This window comes from Pseudomonas sp. rhizo66 (genome assembly GCF_031931925.1).
Classification (GTDB): Bacteria; Pseudomonadota; Gammaproteobacteria; order Pseudomonadales; family Pseudomonadaceae; genus Aquipseudomonas.
Genome location: NZ_JAUJWZ010000008.1, coordinates 25,276 through 49,605 on the forward strand (window position 1 = coordinate 25,276; position 24,330 = coordinate 49,605).

Genomic DNA, 24,330 nt, shown 5'->3' on the forward strand with positions numbered 1-24,330 from the left:
CGTGCAAGAGTTAATCGAGTCGGTAGGACAACTTTCGGCTAAGCAAAGAAAGGCTCTGGCGGTTCTGCTCAAGCAGAAAGGCGTCAACCTCTTTGACATTGCCCCGGTTTTCAAGCGCACGGCTGAAGAGCCGTTGCTGCTGTCCTACGCTCAGCAGCGCCAGTGGTTTCTCTGGCAGTGGGCGCCGCACAGTGCGGCCTACAACATTCCGACGGCCCTGCGTTTGCAGGGCCCGCTGGATGTCAGCGCGCTGGAGCGCAGCGTTCAGGCGCTGATCGACCGACACGAAACCTTGCGCACGGTGTTCTCCCAGGAAACCGCGCAACCCTTGCAAGTGGTCCTGCCCGCAGGGCCCTTTGCACTGGAGATCCATCAACTGAGCGCTGAGCTGACGAACGACGCGGAGGCCTCGATCCAGGCGTTTGTGCAGACCCAGAGCCAGAAAACTTTCGACCTGCAGCACGGCCCGCTCTTGCGCGCAGCGCTGCTGCAAGTCACCGCCAATGACCATGTGCTGGTGCTGACCCTGCACCACATCGTCTCCGATGGCTGGTCGCTGCAAGTGATGATCGAGGAACTGGTGCAGCTCTACGCCGGTTTCAACCTCGGTCACGACGCCGGTCTGCCGGCCCTGCCGATTCAATACGCCGACTACGCCTTGTGGCAACGGCAGTGGATGGAGGCCGGTGAGCAGGAGCGGCAACTGGCCTACTGGCAAGAGAAACTCGGCGGCGAGCAACCGGTGCTGGAGCTGCCGATGGACCGCCCGCGCTCCATCGAGCAAAGCTTCGCCGGCGCCAGCCACAACCTGATTCTCGACCCGGCACTGAGCAACGCGCTCAAAGCCTTCGCCCGGCAAGAAAACGTCACCCTGTTCGTGGTCTTGCTGGCCTCGTTCCAGGCCTTGTTGCACCGCTACAGCGGTCAGCCCGACATCCGCGTCGGCGTGCCGAATGCCAACCGTGGCCGGGTGGAGATCGAGCGACTGATCGGCTTCTTCGTCAACACTCAGGTGCTCAAGGCCGACATCGACGGGCAGATGTCCTTTGTCGATCTGCTGCGTCAGGTCAAACAGACTGCGCAGGAAGCGCAAGCCCATCAGGACTTGCCGTTCGAGCAACTGGTCGAAGCGCTGGAGCCGGGCCGCAGCCTCAGTCACAGCCCGCTGTTCCAGGTGATGTTCAACCATCAGGCCGAGCGCCGCGCGAGCGTCGAAACCCGTTTGAATGGCCTGAGCATCCAGCCACTGGAGTGGCAGAGCCAGACCGCGCAGTTCGACCTGACGCTCAACACCACCGAACAGGCCCATGGCATCGAAGCCGTACTGAAATACGCCACCGATCTGTTCGACGCCGCGACCATTGAGCGTCTGGCACAACACTGGAACGCGCTGTTGCGGGCCATCGTTGCCGCTCCGACTCAGCGCATCGGTCAGTTGCCGATGCTCGATGCCGGCCAGCAGCAACAATTGCTGGCGCAGTGGAACCCTCAGCGCATCGAACAACCGCTCGGACAGTGCATTCACCAAGCCATTGAAGCGCAGGCCGAGCGTTATCCCGATGCGATCGCGGTGACCTACGACGGGCAACGCCTGACGTACGCTGAACTCAATCGCCGCGCCAATCAGTGGGCGCATGCGTTGATCGCCCGTGGCGTCGGCCCGGACGTGCGCGTTGGCGTGGCGGTCGAACGTTCGCTGGACATGATTGTCGCCATCCTCGCTGTGCTCAAGGCCGGTGGCGCTTACGTGCCGCTGGATCCGGGCTACCCGGATGATCGCTTGAGCTACATGATCGCGGACAGTGGCATCGAGCTGCTGCTGACCCAAGGCCATCTGCTTGCGCAACTGCCGGTACCACCGGGGCTGGCGTGCCTCGATCTGAATCAGGCGCCAGAACCCGGCATTGAAACCAACCCGCTGTGCCTGACCACGCCAGACAGCCTGGCGTACGTCATTTACACCTCCGGTTCCACCGGCAAGCCGAAAGGCGCATTGCTGCCGCATGGCAACGTCATGCGGCTGTTCAGCGCCACTGAGCACTGGTTCGATTTCGGCCCGCATGACAGCTGGACGCTGTTCCATTCCTACGCCTTCGACTTCTCGGTCTGGGAGATTTTCGGCGCGCTGTTGTATGGCGGCAAACTGGTGGTGGTGCCCCATGACATCAGCCGTTCTCCGGAAGATTTCTACACCCTGCTGTGCGATGAAAACGTCACCGTGCTGAACCAGACGCCGTCGGCGTTCAAGCCCTTGATGCAGGTCGCCAGCGAATCGACGCGCAATAACTCTCTACGCTACGTGGTGTTCGGCGGCGAGGCGCTGGAAGTGCAGAGCCTGCGTCCGTGGTTCGAGCGTTTCGGTGACCGTGCGCCCACGCTGATCAACATGTACGGCATCACTGAAACCACGGTGCACGTGACCTACCGGCCGTTGTCGATGGCCGATCTGCAGCAAAACCACAGCAGCCCGATCGGCGAACCGATTGTCGACCTCTCGTGGTATTTGCTCGATGGCTCGCTGAACCTGGTGCCGCAAGGCTGCATCGGTGAGTTGTACATCGCCGGTGCCGGTCTGGCCCGGGGTTATCTGAATCAGGCCGGCATGACCGCCACACGTTTTGTGCCAGACCCGTTCAATCCGCAGGCCGGCGAGCGTCTGTATCGCACCGGCGACCTGGCGCGGCTGCGCGGCGATGGGGTGATCGAGTACATCGGCCGTATCGACCATCAGGTGAAGATTCGCGGCTTCCGTATCGAGCTGGGTGAAATCGAAGCGCAACTGCTCAAGCATGCCGAGGTGCGCGAAGCCGTGGTGCTGGCGGTCGACGGTATCAGCGGCCAGCAACTGGCAACCTGGATCGTCGCGAACGAAGTGCTGGACGGCGAAGGGCAGGCTGCGCTGCGCGATTCGATCAAGGCGCATTTGCGCGAGTCCCTGCCGGACTACATGGTTCCGGTCAGTTGGGCGTTCCTTGAACGTCTGCCGCTGACCGCTAACGGCAAGCTGGATCGCAAGCAACTGCCGCATCCGGAAGTTGCCCAGGTGCAGGAAGTCTATGCCGCGCCGCGCAACGAACTGGAACAGCGTCTGGCCGAGATCTGGCAGGACGTGTTGAAGGTCGAGCGGGTCGGCCTCAACGACAACTTCTTCGAACTGGGCGGCGACTCGATCATTTCGATTCAGGTGGTCAGCCGCGCGCGTCAGGCCGGCATTCGCTTCACCCCCAAAGACATCTTCCAGCACCAGACCGTGCAGCGTCTGGCGACCGTCGCGCAACAGAGCGACGCGGTTCAGATGCAGCAGGGCGAAGTGCTTGGCGATGCAGTGCTGACACCGATCCAGCATTACTTTTTCAACAGCGACATTCCGGCGCGGCATCACTGGAACCAGTCGATCCTGCTGACCCCGGCCACCGCGCTGCAAGCGGCGCCGCTGGAGCAGGCGCTGGTGCAGCTGCAACGCCACCACGACGCCTTGCGCCTGCGTTACCGGCCAACCAACGACGCTTGGCAGCAAAGCCACGCGCCTGCGGATCAGGCGCAAGCCTTGCTGCGCACGGTCACACTGGACGACAGCGCAGCATTGCCAGCGCTGTGCCTGGAGTTGCAGCGCAGCCTCGATCTGCTCGATGGCCCGTTGATTCGCGCGGTGTTGGTCGACTTGCCGGACGCCAGTCAGCGTCTGCTGCTGGTGATTCATCACCTGGTGGTCGATGGCGTGTCGTGGCGGATTCTGCTGGAAGATCTGCAAAGCGCTTATCAACAACTGAGCAGCGGTCAGGTTGTGCGTCTGCCGGCCAAGACCAGCGCGTTCAAGGATTGGGGCAAGCGTCTGCAGGCGCATGCCCGTAGCACTGAACTGGAAAGCGAACTGGATTACTGGCGCGGGCAACTGCGCGAGGTGTCGGTCGAACTGCCGCTGGATAATCCGCAAGGCCAGTTGAGCAACCGTTTCGAACGCAGCGTCGATACGCGTCTCGACGCCGAACGCACTCGCCAGTTGCTGCAACAGGCGCCGGCGGTTTATCGCACCCAGGTCAACGACCTGCTGCTGACCGCGTTGGCCCGCGTGCTGTGCCAGTGGACCCAAACCGACAGCGCCCTTGTGCAGCTTGAAGGCCACGGTCGGGAAGACCTGTTCGACGACATCGACCTCAGCCGCACGGTGGGTTGGTTCACCAGCATGTTCCCGGTGCGCCTGACCCCGGACGCCAGTCTGGAAACCTCGATCAAAGGCATCAAGGAGCAACTGCGCGCGATCCCGAACAAAGGCATTGGCTATGGCTTGCTGCGTCATCTGGGTAGCGCCGAGTCGCAAGCGGCTTTGAACGAACTGGCACAACCGAAGGTGACGTTCAACTACCTCGGCCAGTTCGACAATAACTTCGATGAACACGCCCTGTGGGTGCCGGCCACCGAAGACAAGGGCGCCGGCCAGGACGAAAACGCGCCGATGGCCAACTGGCTGACCATCGACGGCCGGGTTTATCAGGGCCAGTTGAGCCTGACCTGGACCTACAGCGGTGATGTCTTCGAAGAGAGCACCATCAACGCGTTGGCCCGCGCCTACGAAGTGGCGTTGGGTGAATTGATAAACCACTGCCTGAGCCATCCGAGCGGTGGTTTGACACCATCGGATGTGCCGTTGGCCGGGTTGTCCCTGGCGCAACTGGACAGCCTGCCGCTCGCTGCCCAGCGCATTGAGGACATCTATCCGCTGGCGCCGATGCAGCAAGGCATTCTGTTCCACAGCCTGTACGACGCCGATGCCAGCGCCTATGTCTATCAGATGCTGCTGGATATCGACGGCCTCGACGTGGCGCGTTTCCAGCAAGCCTGGCAGCGCGTGGTGGATCGCCATGAAGTGCTGCGCGCCGGTTTTATCTGGGGCCGCGATGGCCTCGATGCGCCGCTGCAAGTGATCAATCGCCAGTTGACCCTGGAAATGCCCGAAGTCGATGTGCGCGGTGTGGCGGACTTGCCGGCCGTGCTTGAGGCGCGGGCGCAGGCTGATCGCGAGCGCGGTTTCGATCTGCAGAATCCGCCGCTGCTGCGTCTGTGCCTGCTGCGCACGGCTGATGATCGCCATCGGCTGATTTTCACCTGCCACCACATCCTCATGGATGGCTGGAGCAACTCGCGGATGTTCGGCGAGGTGTTGCAGGACTACGCCGGTCAGCCGGTGCCGAGCGCGCAGGGCCGCTACCGCGACTTTCTGGTCTGGCTGCAGGGTCAGGACAAAGCCGCCTCACAGGATTTCTGGCGCGGACAACTGGCCGCACTGGACGAACCGACCCGACTCGCCTCGGCCTGCCACGGGCGAACCGTGCCGGGGCCGGGCAAACAGATGCATCGCCTGCATTTCGACGCAGCCTTCACTCAGCGCCTGAACGGTTTCTCCCGTCAGCAGCAAGTGACCCTCAACAGCCTGGTGCAAGCCGCGTGGTTGCTGGTGTTGCAGCGCTACACCGGCCAGGCCACGGTAGCCTTTGGTGCGACCGTGTCCGGGCGTCCGGTGGATCTGCCGGGCATCGAGCAGCAATTGGGCCTGTTCATCAACACCTTGCCGGTGATCGCCAGTCCGCAGGCCACGCTCAGCGTCGGCGACTGGGTGCGCAGCGTGCAGGACAAAAACCTGCTGCTGCGCGACTACGAACAGACGCCGTTGCAGGACATTCAGCGTCTGGCCCAACTGAGTGGCGATGCGCTGTTCGACACCTTGCTGGTGTTTGAAAACTATCCGGTGTCCGAAGCGCTGGAAGCCAACCCGGGTGGTCTGCGTTTTGGCGGCCTGGAGCACCGCGAGCAAACCAACTACGGTCTGACCCTGATCGCCGGGGCCAGCGATGTCCTGAATCTGGACTTCAACTACCTCACCGAACACTTTGCCGAGCGCAGCGTGCTGAGTCTGGCAGGGCATCTGGAAGAAGTGCTGCGTCAGTTCATCGAGGCGCCGCAGCGTCTGCTCGGTGAAATCGGCCTGTTGCCACTTGCCGAACGCCAGACCCTGGCGCAATGGAACGACCATCAGGCCGCGTATCCGGCTGAGCGACTGATTTCGCAGAGTTTCGAGCTGCGCGTCGCGGCGCATCCGCAGGCACTGGCGCTGAGTCATGCCGGTGTTGCCCTGAGCTATGCCGAACTCAATCAACGCGCCAACCAGTTGGCGCATCATCTTGTGGCACTGGGTGTCGGCGCGGAAATCCGTGTGGGTGTGGCGATGCCGCGTTCGGCGGAGCTGGTCATCGCCCTGATGGCGGTGCTCAAGGCCGGTGGCACCTATGTGCCGCTGGACCCGGATTACCCGGCGGATCGCGTGGCCTACATGCTCGACGACAGTCAGGCGAAAGTCTTGCTGACGCAGCAGTCGCTGCTGGCACAACTGCCGCAGACCGATGCGCAGGTGGTGCTGGTCGAGGCCGGAGGTGCGGCGTTTGCCGAGCAACCTGCGGACAATCTTCCGGCGCGCGCTGATTCGGCCAATCTGGCCTACGTGATCTACACCTCCGGTTCCACCGGCAAGCCGAAAGGCGTGGCCATTGCCCACCGCAACGTACAGGCGCTGATTCACTGGTCCGCCGAGGTCTACAGCGAAGACGATCTGCAGGGTGTGCTGGCATCGACGTCGGTGTGCTTCGACCTGTCGGTGTGGGAGATTTTCGTCACCCTCGCACGCGGCGGTTCAATCGTCATGGCACGCAATGCCCTGGAACTGCCGGACTTGCCCGAGCGCGATCAGGTGCGCCTGATCAACAGCGTGCCGTCGGCGATTGCCGCGCTGCAACGCACCGGGCAAATTCCGCCGGGCGTGCGCATCATCAACCTCGCCGGTGAGCCGTTGAAGCAGAGCCTGGTCGACACGCTCTACCGCGAGACGGCGGTGGCGCACGTCTACGACCTGTACGGGCCGTCGGAAGACACCACCTATTCGACCTGCACCCGCCGCGAACTTGGTGGTCAGGCGAACATCGGCCGGCCGCTGGTCAACACCACGGCGTACCTGCTCGACGGCCAATTGCAGCAAGCGCCAATTGGCGTGGCGGCCGAGCTGTATCTGGCCGGCGACGGCATCACCCGTGGCTACCTGTTCCGCCCGGGCCTGACTGCCGAGCGTTTCCTGCCCAATCCATTCTCGAGCAGCGGCGAGCGCATGTACCGCACCGGCGACCTGACCCGCTTCAGCGAAGACGGCCGGATCGAATACGTCGGCCGCATCGACCATCAGGTCAAGGTGCGTGGCTTCCGTATCGAGCTGGGTGAAATCGAAGCGCGCCTGCTCGCTCAGGACAGCGTGCGCGAAGGCGTGGTGCTGGCGGTGGATGGCCACAGTGGTCAGCAACTGGTGGCGTACGTGGTGCCGAGCGACAGTAGCCTCAGCCTCGAACAACTGGACGATTTGAGTGAAACGTTGCAGGCCGCGCTGAAGGCGCACCTGCCGGAATACATGGTGCCGGCGCAGTGGCTGTTCCTCGAACAGTTGCCGCTGACCCCCAACGGCAAACTCGACCGCAAGGCCTTGCCGGCAGCGGACGTCAGCCAGTCGCAACGCGAATACGTGGCGCCTTCGACGCCGTTGGAGCAGCAACTGGCCGAGGTCTGGCAGGACATTCTGAAGATCGAGCGGGTCGGCGTGACCGACAACTACTTTGCGCTGGGCGGTGACTCGATCATCTCGATTCAACTGGTCAGCCGTGCGCGGCAGCAGGGGATTCGCTTCACCCCCAAAGACCTGTTCCAGCAGCAGACCGTGCAGAAACTCGCCGCTGTGGTTGCGCTCGAGTCGTCGGCCGACGAGGCGCCGGTGGATTATCCGCTGGCCCGACTCGATCAGGCGCAACTCGATGCGTTGCCGGTGCCGGCGGACCAGATCGAGGATGTCTACCCGCTGTCGCCGATGCAGGAAGGCATGCTCTTCCACACGCTGTCGGATAACGGCAGCAGCCTGTACGTGCAACAGGTCAGCCTGCCGATCAAGGGTCTGGACGTGGAGCGCTTCCGTCAGGCGTGGGAATTTGTCATCGCCCGTCAGGCGATTCTGCGCACCAGTTTCCATTGGCAGGACGGCCTGGCCAAACCGTTGCAGGTGGTGCATCGCCATGCGCCGTTGCAAATGCAGGTGCTCGATTGGCGTGAGCGCGAAACCAGTGAAGAACTGATTGCCGAGTTTGCCAGCGCTGACCGTGCGCTCGGTTTCAATCTGGCCGATGCGCGTTTGTTGCGGGTGACCCTGCTGCGCCTGAGCGACGATCAGTACCAGATGATCTGGACCAGCCACCACATCCTCATGGACGGCTGGAGCAGTTCGCGGCTGTTCGGCGAGGTGCTGCAGTATTACGCCAAGGGCGAAGTCAGCGGCGAGAACGGTCGTTACCGCGACTTTATCGCCTGGTTGCAGGCGCAGGATCAGGACGCCCAAGAGCTGTTCTGGAAAGCGCGGCTGGCGGTGGTCAATGAGCCGACGGCACTGAGCCAGGCGATGCACCCGCGTCACAGCGCCGATGTCGCCGGTCACGATGCGATCTATTCGAACTGGGATAAAGCGCAGACCGCGCGCCTGTTGCAGTTCTGCCGCGACCTGCGCATCACCCCCAACACGCTGATTCAGGGCGCATGGCTGCTGCTGTTGCAACGCTACACCGGGCAGCAGACGGTGACCTTTGGCGCCACGGTGTCGGGGCGTCCGGAAAGTCTGGCGAATGTCGGCAACATGCTTGGTCTGTTCATCAACACCTTGCCGATCATTCAGACGCCGCAAGCCGATCAGCGTCTGGCTGACTGGCTGGGCGAAGTGCAGGCCTACAACCTCGACATTCGCGATTATTCCCAGGCGCCGCTGGCCGATGTACAGCGCTGGTCCAATCTCGGTGGGCAGGCGCTGTTCGACAGCATCGTGGTGTTCGAAAACTTCCCGATCGACGATCGCTTGCAGGAAGAAAACGACACCGACCTGACCTTCGGCAAATCCATCGGCCACGGCGTGACCAACGTGCCGATGGACCTCGCGGTGATGCTCGGCGACGAGTTGTCGATCGAATACCTGTACCTGCGCAGCCATTTCAGCGCCGAGGCGGTTGTCGGTATTCGCCAGACCATGGAAAACACCCTCGCCGCGATGCTGGCGGCGCCGTACGAACGCCTCGGCAATCTGCAGCGTCTGAGCAGCGAACAATGGCGAGCCGCGCAGGCCTGGAGCGCCGAGCCGACGCACACCCATCAAGCGGCGCTGTTGCCGGAACTGATCAGCCGTCACGCGCAACAGCAGCCGCAGGCCATCGCCCTGCAATGCGCCGGAATGAACCTGACCTACGCCGAACTCGAGCAACGCGCCAACCGACTGGCGCACTGCCTGATCGAACACGGTGCCGCACCGGAAGTGGTGATCGGCGTGGCCTTGCCACGCTCGCTGGAAATGGTCGTGAGCTTCCTCGCCGTGCTCAAGAGCGGGGCGGCGTACGTGCCGCTGGACATCGATTATCCGCCGGAGCGTCTGGCGTACATGATCGAAGATTCCGGCATGGCGCTGTTGCTGACCCAGAGCAGCCTGCGCAACACACTGCCGGCGCCGCAAGGTCTGCTGCGTCTGGAAATCGATCACCTCGACGAAAGCCGCTACGCCGACCACGCCCCCGAACGCCGCGTGCAGGAGCAGGGCCTGGCGTATCTGGTCTACACCTCGGGTTCCACCGGGCGACCGAAAGGTGTTGCCGTGACCCAAGGCCCGCTGAGCATGCACTGTCATGCCATCGCCGAGTTGTACGAAATGGACGCCAGCAGTTGCGAGCTGCACTTCATGTCGTTCGCCTTCGACGGGGCCCATGAACGCTGGTTGAGCACCTTGTACAGTGGCGGTCGTCTGGTGATTCGCGACGGTTGCCTGTGGACGCCGGAGCAGACCTATCAGGCGCTGCACGATTGCGGCATCACCATTGCCTGCTTCCCGCCGGCCTATCTCAAGCAACTGGCCGAGTACGCGGCGGCCAGCGGTATTGCGCCGCCAGCGGTGCGCATCTATTGCTTCGGCGGTGATGCGGTGCCGGATCAGACCTTCGAGCAGGTCAAGGCTGCGCTGCGTCCGCAGTACTTCACCAACGGCTACGGCCCGACCGAAACCGTGGTCACGCCGATGCTCTGGAAAGTTCCGGTCAGCCAGCATTGCGAAGCGGCGTACGCGCCAATCGGCCGCGCTGTGGGCGCACGCTCGCTGTACGTGCTGGACGAAGACCTGAACCCGCTGCCGCCAGGCTTTGCCGGTGAGTTGTACATCGGCGGCTATGGCGTCGCCCGGGGTTATCACGGCCGTCCGGACCTGACCTGCGAGCGCTTCGTGCCCAACCCGTTCGCGGCGGGCGAGCGCCTGTATCGCAGCGGCGATCTGGTGCGTTTGCGCGCCGACGGTGTGGTCGATTACGTCGGCCGTATCGACCATCAGGTCAAGGTGCGCGGTTTCCGCATCGAACTGGGTGAAGTCGAGGCCAGTCTGCGCCAGTTGCCGTCGGTCACCGATGCACTGGTGATCGCCCGCGACAATGCCTCGGGCAAGCAACTGATCGGCTATGTGGTCACCGCGAGCGGTGCAGACATCGGCGATGAACTCAAGGCGGGCCTGCGCACCTCGTTGCCGGAATACATGGTGCCGGCGCAGATCGTCTGCCTGAACGCTTTCCCGGTGACACCGAACGGCAAGCTTGATCGCAAGGCACTGCCGGAGCCTGAGTTCAAAACCGAACAATACCTGGCTCCGCGCAACGAGCAGGAAAGCCTGCTCGCGGACATCTGGGCGCAGGTGCTGCAGGTCGAACAAGTGGGCATCAGCGATAACTTCTTCGAACTGGGCGGCGACTCGATTCTGAGTTTGCAGGTGATCTCCCGCGTCAGAAACCACCCGACGTTGCAGATGGATCTCAAGCTGCGCGACCTGATGCGTTATCAGACCATCGCCGGCATCGTCGAGCAGGAAGCGGCGAAGGAGGGCATCGCACTGCCGCAGGCGGACGTCACGCACGTCGCCGCCGAGGGCTTGTTCAATCTCTTGCCGATTCAGGAGTGGTTCTTTGCCGAAGGCATGGCCGAGGCGCATCACTACAACCAGTCATTGCTGTTGAGCGCGCGCCAGCCGCTGGACCTCGATGCACTGGAGCAGGCACTGGGCTGGATCGAGCAACATCACGATTCGTTGCGCCTGCGTTTCTCCCAGGAAGGCGGGCGCTGGTTGCAGCGTTACTGCGACTTCAGTGAACAGGGCGAAGCGTTGCTCTGGCGCCGCGAGGCGGACAACAGCGAGCAGGTCGAAGCCTTGGCCAACCTCGCCCAGCGCAGTTTGAAACTCGACGACGGGCCGGTCTGGCGGGTGATGCACGTCGCCTTGCCGGATGGCCAGGCGCGCCTGCTGGTGGTGATTCACCACTTGGTGGTCGACACCGTGTCGTGGCGAATTCTGCTCGACGATTTGAAGGTAGCTTACGAGGCCTGCGTGCAAGGGATCGAGCCGAAACTGCCGATTCGCACCAGCAGTTACCGATCCTTCGCCGAAGCCTTGCAGGCGCAGGCGCCGGTGATTGCCGAGCAGGAACTGGGGTATTGGCTGGAGCAACTGGATCAGCCGGGCGTCGATTTGCCATGCGACAACCTGCGCGGCAAAAACCTCGTGCGTCAGCAGGCACAGGCGCGGCTCAAACTGTCCCGCGAGCACACGGAACAACTGCTCAAACAGGCCCCGGCGGTATATGGCACGCAGATCAACGACCTGCTGTTGTCGGCGCTCAGCCGTGCCCTGTGCCGCTGGAGCCAACAACCGTCGGCGTTGATCCTGCTCGAAGGGCATGGTCGTGAAGACCTGTTCGAGTCCATCGACCTGAGCCGCAGCCTGGGCTGGTTCACCAGCATGTTCCCGGTGCGTTTGCGCCCCGACAGCGACGACATCGGTCAGTCGATCATCAATGTGCAAGCGCAGTTGGCGGCAGTCCCGCAGAAAGGCATTGGCTATGGCGTACTGCGGCATCTGGCTGGCGCTGAGGTGTCGCGGCAATTGGCCGAGCTGCCGCAAGCGCGGGTCACGTTCAACTACCTGGGGCAATTCGATCAGAGCTTCGACGAGCAGGCGCTGCTGGTGCCGGCGCTGGAAGAAACCGGTGACAACTACAGCCTGAAAGCCAATCTGGGCAACTGGCTGGAAATTGTCGGCCAGGTCTATGACGGTCAGTTGGCCTTGCGTTGCATCTACAGCAGCCAGCGTTATCGCGCCGGCACCATGGATGCCTTGATGAGCGATTACCAGCGTGAGCTGGAGGCGTTGATCGAGCATTGCATGGCCCGCGCGGGCTGATCGCTACGCGTTCAGTCATCTCCAGGGGCGCTGCCGAGGCGCGCCCCTTTTTTTGCCGATACAAGGATTTTAGCGATGTCGTTACACCCTGATCTGGAAGCCTTTCTCGACCTGGCCCAAGACAGCCAGGACGCCGGCCTGCCGGCCATGCACCAAATGACCCCGAGCGAAGCCCGTGCGAGCTTCGAACAGACCACGGCGCAATTGCGCTGGTCGGCACCGCAAGACCTGTTGGTCAGCGAAATAGACACGTTGGCACGCGATGGTGCATCACTGGCACTGCGTCTGTATCGACCCAATGCTGCGGTTTCGCCGATGCCGGTGCTGGTGTATTTCCACGGTGGCGGTTTCGTCGTCGGCAGCCTCGATTCCCACGACGGCGTGTGCCGCGAGTTTGGCCAGCGCACGCCGTGTGCGGTGTTATCGGTCGGGTATCGACTGGCCCCGGAGCATCGTTTTCCAACGGCGCTGGAGGATGGCGAAGACGCTTTGTCGTGGTTAGCGGAAAACGCGGTGAGCCTTGGCCTTGATACCTCACGTGTGGCGTTTGGTGGTGACAGTGCTGGTGCGACCCTGGCCACGGTGTTGGCGATTCAGGCGGTGGTGCAACCGCATACTGTGGCCATCGCGCCGAAGGCGCAGTTGTTGTGCTATCCGGTGACCGATGCTTCGCGTGTGCACGATTCGCGGTTGTTGTTCAGCGAGGGGTATTTGTTGGAGAGCGATACGCTTGACTGGTTTTATCAGCATTACGCTCGCAGTCCGGAAGATTATCTGGACTGGCGTTTTTCGCCGTTGTTGGCGGAGGATCTGCAGGGGGTGGCGCCGGCGATTGTGTTGTTGGCGGGTTTTGATCCGTTGCTTGATGAGGGGCAGGCTTATGCTGACAAATTGCGGGGGCAGGGGGTGAGTGTTGAGGTTGAGCAATGTCTGGGGCTGACGCATGATTTGCTGCGGATAGCTTCGGTGATGCCTGATGTACTGCGGGTGCATGAGAGGTTGAGTCGGGCGTTGGCGCGGGTGTTGGGGTGATTGGGGTTTTGTTGGTTTTTGGGTGAATATCCGTTGCTGCGGTCACGGCTGATTAGGGTTCCGCCCTGACGTACGGCACTTCGCTGGGGCTCGGGGTTCCTTCGCTGCGGGATCGATCCGGGCGCAGCGCCTACGGTTTGCTTCGCTGCACCTCCTCTCGCTGTGTTTGGCTGCGCCAAACGGTCGCTGCGCTCCCACGCCCGGATCAATCCCTCCACTCAGCCTTCCGACGTCGCCTTACAGATCAAAAGCTGCAGCCGAGCTAACGCTCATCCTGTTGAGTGGTGGAAAAGCGTGCGGTCGGCTTTGGGTTTGCGTTGTTGCTGCCCCTCACCCCAGCCCTCTCCCGAGGGAGAGGGAGCCGATTTTTGGGCTTTTCAGAAGTCGAGTTCGACTCGGTATTGCACGTCGCGTAGCTCACCCAAACACCCCGGTCAGTCCCTCTCTCTGGAAGGATGAAAGACCGAGTTGTGCGCTTTTCAAAGCCTGAGTTCAACGCGGTATTGCATGTCGGCGTAGCTCACCCAAACACCTCGATCAGTCCCCTCTCTCTCCGAGAGGGTGAGGGCCCGATTTGTTTGCTTTTTAGGGCCTGAGTTCAACTCGGTATCGCACGTCGGCGTATCTCTCCAAAACACCTCGATCAGTCCCCCTCTCCCTCCGGGAGAGGGCTAGGGTGAGGGGCTTTTGATTTGGCTTGTGATCTTGCTTTGGCTTTGGTTTTGGCTTTGGCTTTTGATTTTTTGCCCCTTCGGCAGGCCGAGCGAAGGTGTTCATCCGGGGGTAGGCGCGTAGCGCCGTGTGGCGAAGCCGCATTCATCGAGAGGAGGTGCAGCGAAGCAAACCGTAGGCGATGCCCCCGGATGGACACCGTAGTGAGGGAACACTGAGCCTCAGCGAAGTGCCGTACGCCAGGGGCAAAGCCTTTTGCTTACTTTTCGGCGTTTGGAAAAGTGAGTCGCTGTAAGAGCGAAACCGCCAGCGGCAGCACCTGCAGCAACGGATATGTCCCCCAAAACCCAAGAAGCATGGTCGGTCCCAAGGCCGCCAAGACCAACAGGCCAAAAAAAGCCCCGCCAAAGCGGGGCTCTCTCACATCACACCCAATCAGAAGTCAGCCTTGACCGACATCACGAAGTTACGCGGATCACCATAAAAGTTACCGAACCCTTCGGTACCAATGGTCGAGTAGTAACGCTTGTCAAACAGGTTGTTCCCGTTAAGCGCCACCGACCAGGTGTCATCGATACGATAGCCAATGCGACCGTTCCAGACCGCATAACCGGCACCGTCAATGTTGTCACCGCCAATCGGCGAAGTGCGGTAGTTGCCCGTCTGCGCGTTGACCCCCGCACCGATCGTCACGCGATCCAGCGGCCCGCTCAGGCTGTAGTCACCCCACACACGCAGCAAATGGCGCGGCACGTAGGAGTTGTAGACCACGCCATCCTGCGTGGCGTCGGCATCTTCCAGCACTTTGGTCTGGGTGTAGGTGTAACCGGCGAGCAATTGCAGGCGATCAATCACCTCACCGCTGACTTCAGCTTCGAAGCCCTGGGCGCGAACCTTGCCGGAGTTGATCGAGCAAGAACTGTCTTCGCAGCGCGGGTCATCCTGAGCGGCATCTTTCTGGATGGTGCGGAACAGGTTGAAGGAGCTGTTCAGACGACCGTCGAACCACTCACCCTTGATCCCCAGCTCGTAGCTCTGGCCAACCAGTGGCTTGAGGGTGCTGCCATCGATGGTCTTGTAGGCGCCTTGCGGGGTGAAGATGTCGGTGTAACTGGCGTAGGCGGTCAGGTTGTCGTTGAGGTCGAACAGTACGCCGGCGAACGGCGTGACCTGGCCGGTTTCGGTGGACTTGGTGTCGACCTGAGTGCCTTCGCCACGGAAGTACTGCACCGAATCGGTGTCGGATTTGTACCAGCTGACGCGGCTGCCCAGTACCAGGGTCAGCGGATCAGCCAGTTTCAGGCGGGCGATGGAGTAGGCGCCGTATTGCTTGATGTGCATGTCCACCGGGCCGCCACGGGAGGCATTGGCCAGGTAGTAGCTTTCGTCCGGTTGCGGGAGGTGGTGGTTCGGGTCGAGCACGTTCTGCCGTTGTGGCAGCGCGGCGACGGCGTAGAAGTCATCCTTGTGCGAACGGCTGGCGTTGGCACCGATGGTCAGTTCATGTTGCTGGCCGAAGGCGTCGAATTTGCCGTCGACATAGGCATCGAAACCGTAGTCGCGCTGGTCGTAGTCGTAAATGCTGCCCAGCATCAGGGTGTTCGACGCGGTGGCACCGACCGGTACCGCGCCGCTCGGGAAGGCGTATTCCATGTCCTGGGTGTTGCGCGAGTACACGCCGGCGACTTTCAGCGACCAGTCGTCGTTGAACTGGTGTTTCAGGTCGGCGAAGTAGGTGGCGCGTTTGCTGCGCTGGTTGTTCCACGCGGTGTTCAGGCAGGTGGAGCGCTTGAGGTGCAGGTCGGAGCCGTCGGCGTAACGCGGCAGCCCGCCCCAGCACGGGGTGGCGTCGACGTCTTCCCAGGCGAAGCCCAGACCCAGTGTGGTGTCGGGGCTGAGGTCGAAGTCCAGCGCACCGTAGTAGATCTGGTCTTTGCGGCTGGCCACGTCGTAGAAATATTGACGGGTCTGTTCGGTGACCACGGCGCGACCACGGATGGTCCCGGAATCGTTCAGCGGGCCGCCGGTGTCGACCTGACCGCGATAGTTGTCCCAGGTGCCTGCCGACAGCGAGAGCTGCGTGTGCGCAGTGTCCTGGCCGCGTTTGCGCACGAAGTTGACGCCACCGGCGGTGCCGCCTGCGCCTTTCATCATCCCGGCCGCGCCGCGCAGGACTTCCACGCGGTCGTAGATGGCCATGTCGCTGTTGAAGCTGTCGGCCTGCACGTAGCTGCTGCCGATATCCAGCGGCACGCCGTCGTACTGGTACTGGCCAGTCATACGGAAGCCGCGGGAGTAGAAATACTTGCCACCCATGGGCGAGTCGTAAACGGTGATGCCCGGGGTCTTCTCCATCACCTGCTCGATGGTGTTGAGGTTCTGGTCATCAAGCATCTTGCGGGTCATCACCGTGACCGACTGCGGGGTTTCCTTGAGCGAGTGCTCGCCCTTGCCAATGGTCACGCCGCCGGTGGTGTAGGAGTTGCTGCCCTCAGTGGTGGCGCCGAGGCGGCTGGCGTTGACGTTGGTCGGGGCCAGTTCCATTGCGCTGCCGGTGGCCGGGCCGAGCACGGTCACGGTGTTGCCGTCACGCTGGTAGCGGATGCCGGTGCCGTTGAGCATCGCCTTGAGCGACTCGTCATCCTGGTAGCGGCCGTTGAGTGCGCTGGAGCGCAGACCTTGCAGGCTTTCCGGGCTGTAGATGATTTGCAGACTGGTCTGCTGGCCAAGGGTTTGCAGCGCCTGCGCCAGTGGCTGCGACGGGATGTTCAGGGTCCATTCCTGGGCCTGGACATACGGGGCTGCCGTGAGTGTCAGTGCCAGACCAAGGCCGGTGCCGGCCAGTCGAGTGCGTGTCGCGCCGTGCATCAGCAGGGCTCGAGTCAGAGGGCGAAGCATGAAACGGGATGCGGACATGAGGTTAAGACCTTGGCAGGTATAGTTGTTAATGGTTCTTATTCATCTCATTAAGACGAGGAAGCCGCGGCAAACCGGAAAATTATTTTTCCGACCTGGCCACGGCCTCGTCGATCAAGCGGTTTGCAGTTCGCTTCTGACCTTGCCGGCCTCCATGCGCACCAGTTGATCGGCGACGTCGAAGTAACGGTCATCGTGGGAAATGACGATGATGGTCTTGCCCAGACGCTTCAGGTCAGGCAGCAGCTCGGTGTAGAAAATTCGCCGGAAGGTCGGGTCCTGGTCGGCGGCCCATTCATCGAACACCAGCACCGGCCGCTCTTCGAGCCAGGCATTGACCAGTGCCAGGCGCTTGCGCTGGCCGGTGGACAAATCGGTGGTGCTGAACGCGCCGTCGCGCACGCTGACCTTGTGCGCGATCTCCAGACGTTCGAGGTAGCGGGTCGCGTCCTGCGGGACTTCGCGGTCGCCCTGAATCAGATCGTCGAACAGGTAGTAGTCGGCAAAGATCGTGGTGAAGTTCTGCCGGTAGTCATCGCGGTTGAGCGCGGTGATCGGCTGATCGTTGACGCGGATTTCGCCTTCGGTTGGCGCGTACAAGCCCAGCAGCAGTTTGATCAGCGTGGTCTTGCCGCAACCGTTTTCACCGACGATAAACACGATGTCGCCCTGTTCGATGCGCAGGTTCACCGGCCCCAGACGGAACGGTTCGCTGCCTTCCACGGGTGGGAAGGCGTAACGCACGTTGTGCAGTTCCAGGCTATTGACCGCACCGGGTTTCTTGCCCTGATCTTCCAGCAGCAGGTGCGGTTCGGGCGAGGAGAATTGTTCGCTGAGTTCGGCGATGCGGCGAAAGGCAATCTGCGCACGGCTGATGATCGGCAACGTGCTGACCAGATGCTCCAGCGGCCCCTTCATGTACAGCAGCACCAGGACGAAGCCGCTCATCACCGCTTTGTCGCCGCTGGGCCAGAAGGATTGCAGGGCCAGGGCCATGCCGATGACCACGAAGAACAGCATCGAACCGAAGGACTTGGCGATGACAAAGGTGTTGATGGATTTGATCTGGGTGTCGCAGATTTTCTCGGCGGTTTTCTGAATCCCGGCAACAAACATGCGCTGACGACGCGGGCGGTGAATGCGCAGTTCCTTGGCGCCCTCGGCAATCGCGTTGTAGTGCTTTTGCAGTTCATCCTCAGAGTCGCGTGCGGCGTAGAAACCGCGCATGCCCTTGGCCCGGGCAATCGCTTGAATGGTCGTGCCGATTGCAATCGCCACCAGCATCATCAGGAACATCGGCCAGGACAGCATGGCCAGATAGCCGAGGCAGCCGAGGGTGACGGTCATGGAAATCGCCAGCGGGGCAAAGGCGAAAGCGAAGTCGCTGATGGTGTCGACGTCGTGGGTCAGCACCGGAATCAGCCGATGGCTGCGGTAGCGTTCGATCTGGTCGATCGGCGCCGACAGGACTTTCTCCCCCAGTTCCTTGCGCAGCCTGGCGATGATGTGCTGGCCGACGTAGTTGGTGCCGATGTCTGACAGAATCGTCGTCAGCAAGGCCAGCGCACAGAGGCCGGCGAAGATCATCACCACGGTGCGGGTCAGGCCGTCGTCGGAATGCAGGGCATTGTTGATGGTCGCCAGCAGCACAGTGACGCTCAGGCCGCCGATCATGCCGAGCACGATGGACACAGAGACGATCAGGCGGAAGGGCTTGAGCAAGGCGAACAATTCGTTGATCGCCCCACGCGTAGGCTTGGTCATGGAGGATTCCTGCTTCGGTGCGGAGGGAGTGCCGGTACTTAAGGAAAACGAATGGTCACGGACTTTCTTTAAACGACCGCAGGCGAGACTGCGGTCGTGGCGGGCTGGGTCAGAGGTCGCGCACTACGCGAAACCCGAGCCAGTCGCCTTTGCTGGTCGGCCAACTGCTGTTGCGGTTACCGGAACGCGAGAACACCGGTGCTTCGCCCCAATCATTGCCGCGCATGACCTGACGTTCGCAGTTTTCCTGGGTCCAGGGGCGCCCGTCGTTGGGTACGCCGGAGTAATCCTTGTGATAGCAGTCGGCGGTCCATTCGTAGACGTTGCCGTGGGCGTCGTAAACGCCGAAGGCGTTGGCCGGGAAGGTGCCGGCCGGCGAGGTGAAGTTGTATCCGTCGGCGGCGCCGTAGGTGTTGGCGTGTCTGGAGATCTGGTAGTTGTTGCCTTCATCGAACGGGAAAGGGAAGGGCCCGGTGCTGCCGCCGCGTGCGGCGTACTCGCGGATCGATTCGCTTTGCAGGCGATAGGCATGGCCGGTCTTTTTCGACAGCCAGTCGATGTAGCCCTGGGCTTCGGCGACATTCATGCACACGGCCGGGTCGCGGGCAGTCTGCTTGAACTCTGGTTTGCCGGCGGTGCAGCGGCGGCCCGGGCGGTCATCGAAGTCGTAAGGTTTGTTGCCGGTTTCGCGCACATACGCATCCCACTCGCCGACCAGCACCTGGAAGCGGCTGATGGCGAACGGTTTGCTGAAGGTCACGTCGTGGCGCGGGCCTTCGTCCGGTTCGCGGCCGACTTCGTCGTCCGGGGTGCCCATGGTGAAGGTGCCGGTCGGCAGCACGACCATTTCCGGACAGTCCTTGCAGTCCTTGAACACTTTGCCCGGCGCCGGCGGTGTCGCCGCGTGAGCAGTACCAGGCAGCAAGCCGGCGCACAGCGCGGTCAGGGCCAGCGCCGGCAGGGCCTTGAAGGTAAAAGAGGCGTGAGGCTTTTTCATGAGTCGTCTCTGTGAAAGGGAAACTGGAGTCGAGGGATCAGGCGCGCCGCTGTCGACCGAGAATGGCCATGAAACGGTCCACTTCGGCTTCGTCGTTGAGCAGGCCGGGCGCCGTGCGAATCACCGGGCCGACATCGCGGCTGACCGCATCGCAGATCACCCGGTTTTGCATCAGGTAGGCGGCGACTGCATCGCTGTCCTGATCCTTGACCCGGAAGAAAGTGAAACCGGCGGAAAACTGCGGATCGAGCGGGGTCACCAGTTCGATGTTTGCGTGCTCGCGCAGGCGCTGCTTCAGGTAGCTGTTGAGCTGATGAATGCGCGCCTCAACGTCAGCCTTGCCCAGTTGCAGGTGCAACTTGAACGCTTCGTCCACCGCCCAGCGATGCTCGAAAGCGTGATAACCGCCCGGGGTCATGATCGTGGCGAAAGAGGTGGCTTCGGAGAACGTCGGCACGCTCGGGCTGACGTATTTCAGCTCTTCGCTGCGGCTGCACACGATGCCGGTGCCGCGCGGACCGAACATCCACTTGTGGGTGCCGGCGATAAAGAAGTCGCAGTTCATCTGCGGGAAACTCAGGTCGTCAACACCGAAGCCGTGCACGCCGTCGACCACGTAAATCAGCCGATCCTTGTCGTCGCGTTGACGGTTGTGTTCATCGACCAGCCGCGAGATAGCGCTGATCGGCAATTTGACGCCGCTGCCCGAATGCACCCAGGTCATGCCGAGTACGCGGGTCTCAGGGCGAATGTTGCGGTTGATCGTGTCGAGCACCTGATCCAGGGAAATGTTTTGCGGGTTGTCGAACAGCCTGAGTTTGCGCACCCGCGTGCCATCGCGGCGGCTGCGGAAATCGAGGATGTTGCGGGTGGAATAGTGCTCGTGCTCGGTGGTGAGGATTTCCTGATCCGCGCGCACTTGCACGCTGCCATAAATCATCGCCAGGCCTTCGGTGGTGCTGCCGGTGAGAGCGATCTGACCGGGCCTGGCTTGCAGGTATTGGCCGGCCCAGACCCGCACGTTGTGCTGCAATTGTTCATTGGTCCCCAGATCCCAATCCATCGCCAGCCCCGGATTGCGGTCGAGCGTGGCGCGATGGCGTTCGATGGCTTCGCGCACGGGTTTGGGATGCGAGGTGATCAGGAAGTTGGCGAAGTGAATCGCCTGCGGGTCCTGATCGAACAGCTGGCGCAATTGCGTCCATTTGTTCGCGGAGGCCACGGGCGCGGTCGCGGCCATTGCCGGCGCTGTGAGGCTGGCGCCGAACGGCAGAGCGGCCGCCATCACACCGACCTGTTTCAGAAAGGTCCGGCGGTCAGTCATGGCTTGGCAGTGTCCTGACGGGAAATCAGTGCCGGTTTCGCGGCTTTCTGCACCTGATCCCAGACGCGCATGAAGTTGCCGCCCCACAGCTTGGCGATGTCCGCTTCGGAGTAGCCGCGCTGGATCAATTCGGCGGTGACGTTGCGGATTTCGCCAACGTTTTCCCAACCCTTGATGCCGCCGCCGTCGTTGAAGTCGGAAGAAATGCCGACATGGTCGATACCGATTTTGCGCACGGTGTAATCGATGGCGTCGCCGAGATCCTTGAGGGTGGCTTTCGGCTCTTCTTCAAGGATGCCGTAGAGGCCGCTGGCGTACTGGCCGAGCTTCTGTTCCGACCATGCCGTGATGATCGGGTCGCCCGGCATCAGCGCCATGGCCAGGTTTGGCAAGGGCGGCAGATCGAAGCGTGCGCGCAGGGCATTGAGTTTGTCCTGCGTGCCCTGAGTCAGCGGTTTGAGGTACTGCGAGAAGCCGACCACCTGAACCACGCCGCCGCTGTTTTTGATCAGTTGCAATTCCTTGTCGCTGAGGTTGCGCGGAATATCCACCGCCGCACGCGGCGCCGAGTGCGAGGCCACCAACGGTGTGCGGCTCAGTTGCGCAACCTGTTCCAGGCCTTTGGTCGACATCTGCGAAACGTCGATGATCACGCCCAGATCGTTCAAGCGCTGCACGGCTTGCTTGCCGATATCGGAGAGGCCGTCGAGGGCATCCGGCGAGTCATTGAAGAACGGTAGCGGGCGCGACGAGTCGGCCCAGCTGTTGTTGCCGATGTAGCTGAAGCCGAACATGCGCATGCCGCGCCCGGCCCACAGGTCCAGTTTGCTCAGATCGTTGCCCAGCGGATAGGCGTTGAGCATGCTGATGAAAATCGCAAACTTGCCTTCGCCATGCAGGCGGCGAAAATCATCCGGGGTGTAGGCGATGCCGACCTGATTGGGGAAGTCGCGGACCATGCCGGTGATGATCTTGTAACGGACTTCCTGTTGGTTGCGGGCTTCTTCGACAAAACCTTCGGTGGGGCGATGCGGAGCGTTCGGGCCGTTCCACATTTCCGGCCAGCCGAACACCGTCAGCGCAGCGCCCGACAAGCGCCCGCGATTGGCCTTGATCAGGTCGAACTGGCCGGCGCCGTCCTTGTCGGCTTCGTTGCCGTGAGCGCCGAAGTTCAGCGGTACGGTGATGTGGCTGTCGAACGAGAGGATGCGATCCTGCAACTCGGTCGCCTGCTTCATCACTTTTACCGGGTAGCCAGGGTTGTCCCGAAACCAGTAATCCCAAGCCAGAAACCCTGCGCCGGCGCTGATCGCCAAGGCCAGCGGCAGGCCGATAAATAGAGCCTTTTTCGAACGCGGTTTTGTCATTGCCATCTCATTCAGGTTCGCCGTCGAGGTGCAGGCGCAGGGGCCTTTGCTATCTGGGAAGAACGAGTGGCCGGGCGGCTAATTTAGTCGCGCGCAGGAAAAGCGCTGACGGCGCGCAGCGATCTTTTGCCGGGGCCATAAATTTCCCCGGCGAACAAACGTTCTAGCTTGGATAAAGCCTGCTTCATGGCTGACACAGGTAGGGCAATGACGATCTCTCGACGCTGGTTCATGGCGGGCATGGCACTCACGGGCGCCGCGCTGCCTGCCGCTTTTTATGCACATCGTGAGCTGACCCGTGAGGAGTTTCCGATCACCCCGGGCGAGGCCACGGTCGACCTGGCCGATACCGCCGGTCAACAGTTGGCGGACAACCTGCGCGGCGTCTGGGATATCCGTTTCAGCGGCGCTGCGGCCGGGCTCGATGGCTTGCCGCGCGAAGGCCTGGAACTGTTTCTCGACATTGCCCACCGGGGGCGTGGCTTGCGCGGGTTTCTCGATACCGGCGCCAACCTGCGTTCAGCAGAACCTGCGCGTTATCAAGTCATCGGCGATCTGGCGCCGGGCAACGGCGCCGAAATGTACTGGCGGCTGATGCGCACCGATGCGCCGCAAGCGCCGCCGGTCTATGAATTCAAAGTCAAACTGGACGAGGTCTGGGCGGCGCTCGGCAATGCCGGCAGCGCCACGTTCACCGGGCAAGTGCTGCGCCTGGATCGGCCGTTGGCGCTGCCCGAACTGGACAATCATTTCATCGCCATCAAGCGGCGCTTTCCCGAAGCTCGCGAGCGCACGGGGTTGAACCCGACGCTGCTGGCGTGGCTGGTGGCGCCGGAACATCGCCTGTTCCACCAGCTCTGGCACGCCAGCCGCGACAAGTGGCACAAGCTCTCGGAGAAAAAACGCGACGCCCTGCGCGGTATCGGCTGGCAACCCGGCCCCCGTGACAAGGAGCGCGATGCCCGTGGGCCGAGCAAGGATCGCAACGGCTCGGGCGTTGATTTCTTCTTCATGCACCGGCACATGCTCGGCAAGGCCCGCTCGATGCAGGACTTGCCGTCCTGGCAAGCCTTCCCGATGCCGCAGCCGGAACTGGAACGTGACCGCCAGGGCTTCGCCCGCTACTTCGACAATCACGACGGCGACGCACTGCCGCCCACCTGGCTGACCGAAGGTGACGACGAGTACACCAAGTGGATCAGCGACATCAAAGCGGCCGAGACCTACCACAGCAATTTCCAGGTGTGGGAATCGCAGTATCGCGATCCGCGCTATTTGTCGAAACTCACCCTCGGCCAGTTCGGCTCGGAAGTCGAACTGGGCCTGCACGACTGGCTGCACATGCGCTGGGCGTCGGTGGCGCGGGATCCGTCCAACGACATTCCGGTGCCGATGGCACGCGATCAGGCGGATTTTGCCGCGCGCTGGTACGCCCCGGAAAACGACTTTCTCGGCGACCCGTTTTCCTCCCATGTGAACCCGGTGTTCTGGCGTTTCCACGGCTGGATCGATGACCGTATCGAAGACTGGTTTCGCGCCCACGAGCGTTTCCACCCGGGCGAGGTCAGTCGGCTGCAAGTCAACGGCGTGCCGTGGTTCGCGCCGGGGCGCTGGGTTGAGGTCGATGACCCGTGGCTGGGCCCGGACACCCATGGCTGCAGCACCGTGCCCGGTCTGCAGGTCGGGCGCTCGGTAGAGATGGATCCGGAGACCATGAAGCTGGCGTTGCGCATCACCTTTGGCGATGAAGACAACATGGCCGACCTGTTCCGCAAAGTGCCGCAGCGACCGTGGTACGCGCGGCATCTGAAAGTGAAAGGGCGGCAACTCTAGCCGCAAAAAAATCGCAGCCTGGTGCTGCGATTTTTTTTGCCCTGAGAACTCACTCAGTCACGACACGATCCCCGTGTAGGAGCTGCCGAAGGCTGCGATCTTT

Annotated in this window: 8 protein-coding genes; 3 read left to right on the plus strand and 5 right to left on the minus strand. The window is 62.1% G+C overall.

The genetic code is table 11. The annotated features are described in order from the left end of the window. The first annotated feature begins 1 nt into the window (after position 1). Together QZR14_RS11500 and QZR14_RS11505 are read left to right on the plus strand one after the other, a co-directional pair. Positions 2–12,322, plus strand: a complete 12,321-nt coding sequence (locus QZR14_RS11500) for a non-ribosomal peptide synthase/polyketide synthase (protein WP_311996606.1) — start codon at positions 2–4, stop codon at positions 12,320–12,322. Positions 12,323–12,397: 75 nt separating this feature from the next. Beyond that, positions 12,398–13,354, plus strand: coding sequence for an alpha/beta hydrolase (locus tag QZR14_RS11505; RefSeq protein WP_311996607.1), 957 nt, complete (start codon positions 12,398–12,400; stop codon positions 13,352–13,354). Positions 13,355–14,461: 1,107 nt separating this feature from the next. Here the strand turns inward: QZR14_RS11505 and QZR14_RS11510 are convergent. The 5 genes from QZR14_RS11510 to pvdM all read right to left on the minus strand — a co-directional run bounded on the left by QZR14_RS11510 (position 14,462) and on the right by pvdM (position 22,394). Next, complete coding sequence (locus QZR14_RS11510; RefSeq protein WP_311996608.1) at positions 14,462–16,942, minus strand: TonB-dependent siderophore receptor; 2,481 nt, start codon at positions 16,940–16,942, stop codon at positions 14,462–14,464. Between the two features lie 114 nt (positions 16,943–17,056). Then, positions 17,057–18,706 carry a cyclic peptide export ABC transporter gene (locus tag QZR14_RS11515; RefSeq protein WP_311996609.1) on the minus strand — a complete coding sequence of 550 codons (1,650 nt, stop codon included), beginning with the start codon at positions 18,704–18,706 and terminating at the stop codon, positions 17,057–17,059. A 109-nt stretch (positions 18,707–18,815) separates the two neighbouring features. Further along, positions 18,816–19,703, minus strand: a complete 888-nt coding sequence (gene pvdO / locus QZR14_RS11520; RefSeq protein ID WP_311996610.1) for a dihydropyoverdine dehydrogenase — start codon at positions 19,701–19,703, stop codon at positions 18,816–18,818. A gap of 37 nt (positions 19,704–19,740) precedes the next feature. Further along, positions 19,741–21,027: a pyoverdine-tailoring periplasmic protein PvdN gene (gene pvdN / locus QZR14_RS11525; RefSeq protein WP_311996611.1), complete on the minus strand. Its 1,287-nt coding sequence runs from the start codon at positions 21,025–21,027 to the stop codon at positions 19,741–19,743. Further along, positions 21,024–22,394, minus strand: a complete 1,371-nt coding sequence (gene pvdM, locus QZR14_RS11530; protein ID WP_311996612.1) for a pyoverdine-tailoring dipeptidase-like protein PvdM — start codon at positions 22,392–22,394, stop codon at positions 21,024–21,026. The genes pvdN and pvdM overlap by 4 nt, the downstream gene beginning before the upstream one ends. A 207-nt stretch (positions 22,395–22,601) precedes the next feature. On the opposite strand from pvdM, the gene pvdP reads away from it, so the two are divergent. Further along, positions 22,602–24,227: a pyoverdine maturation tyrosinase PvdP gene (gene pvdP / locus QZR14_RS11535; RefSeq protein ID WP_311996613.1), complete on the plus strand. Its 1,626-nt coding sequence runs from the start codon at positions 22,602–22,604 to the stop codon at positions 24,225–24,227. Positions 24,228–24,330 lie beyond the last annotated feature (103 nt).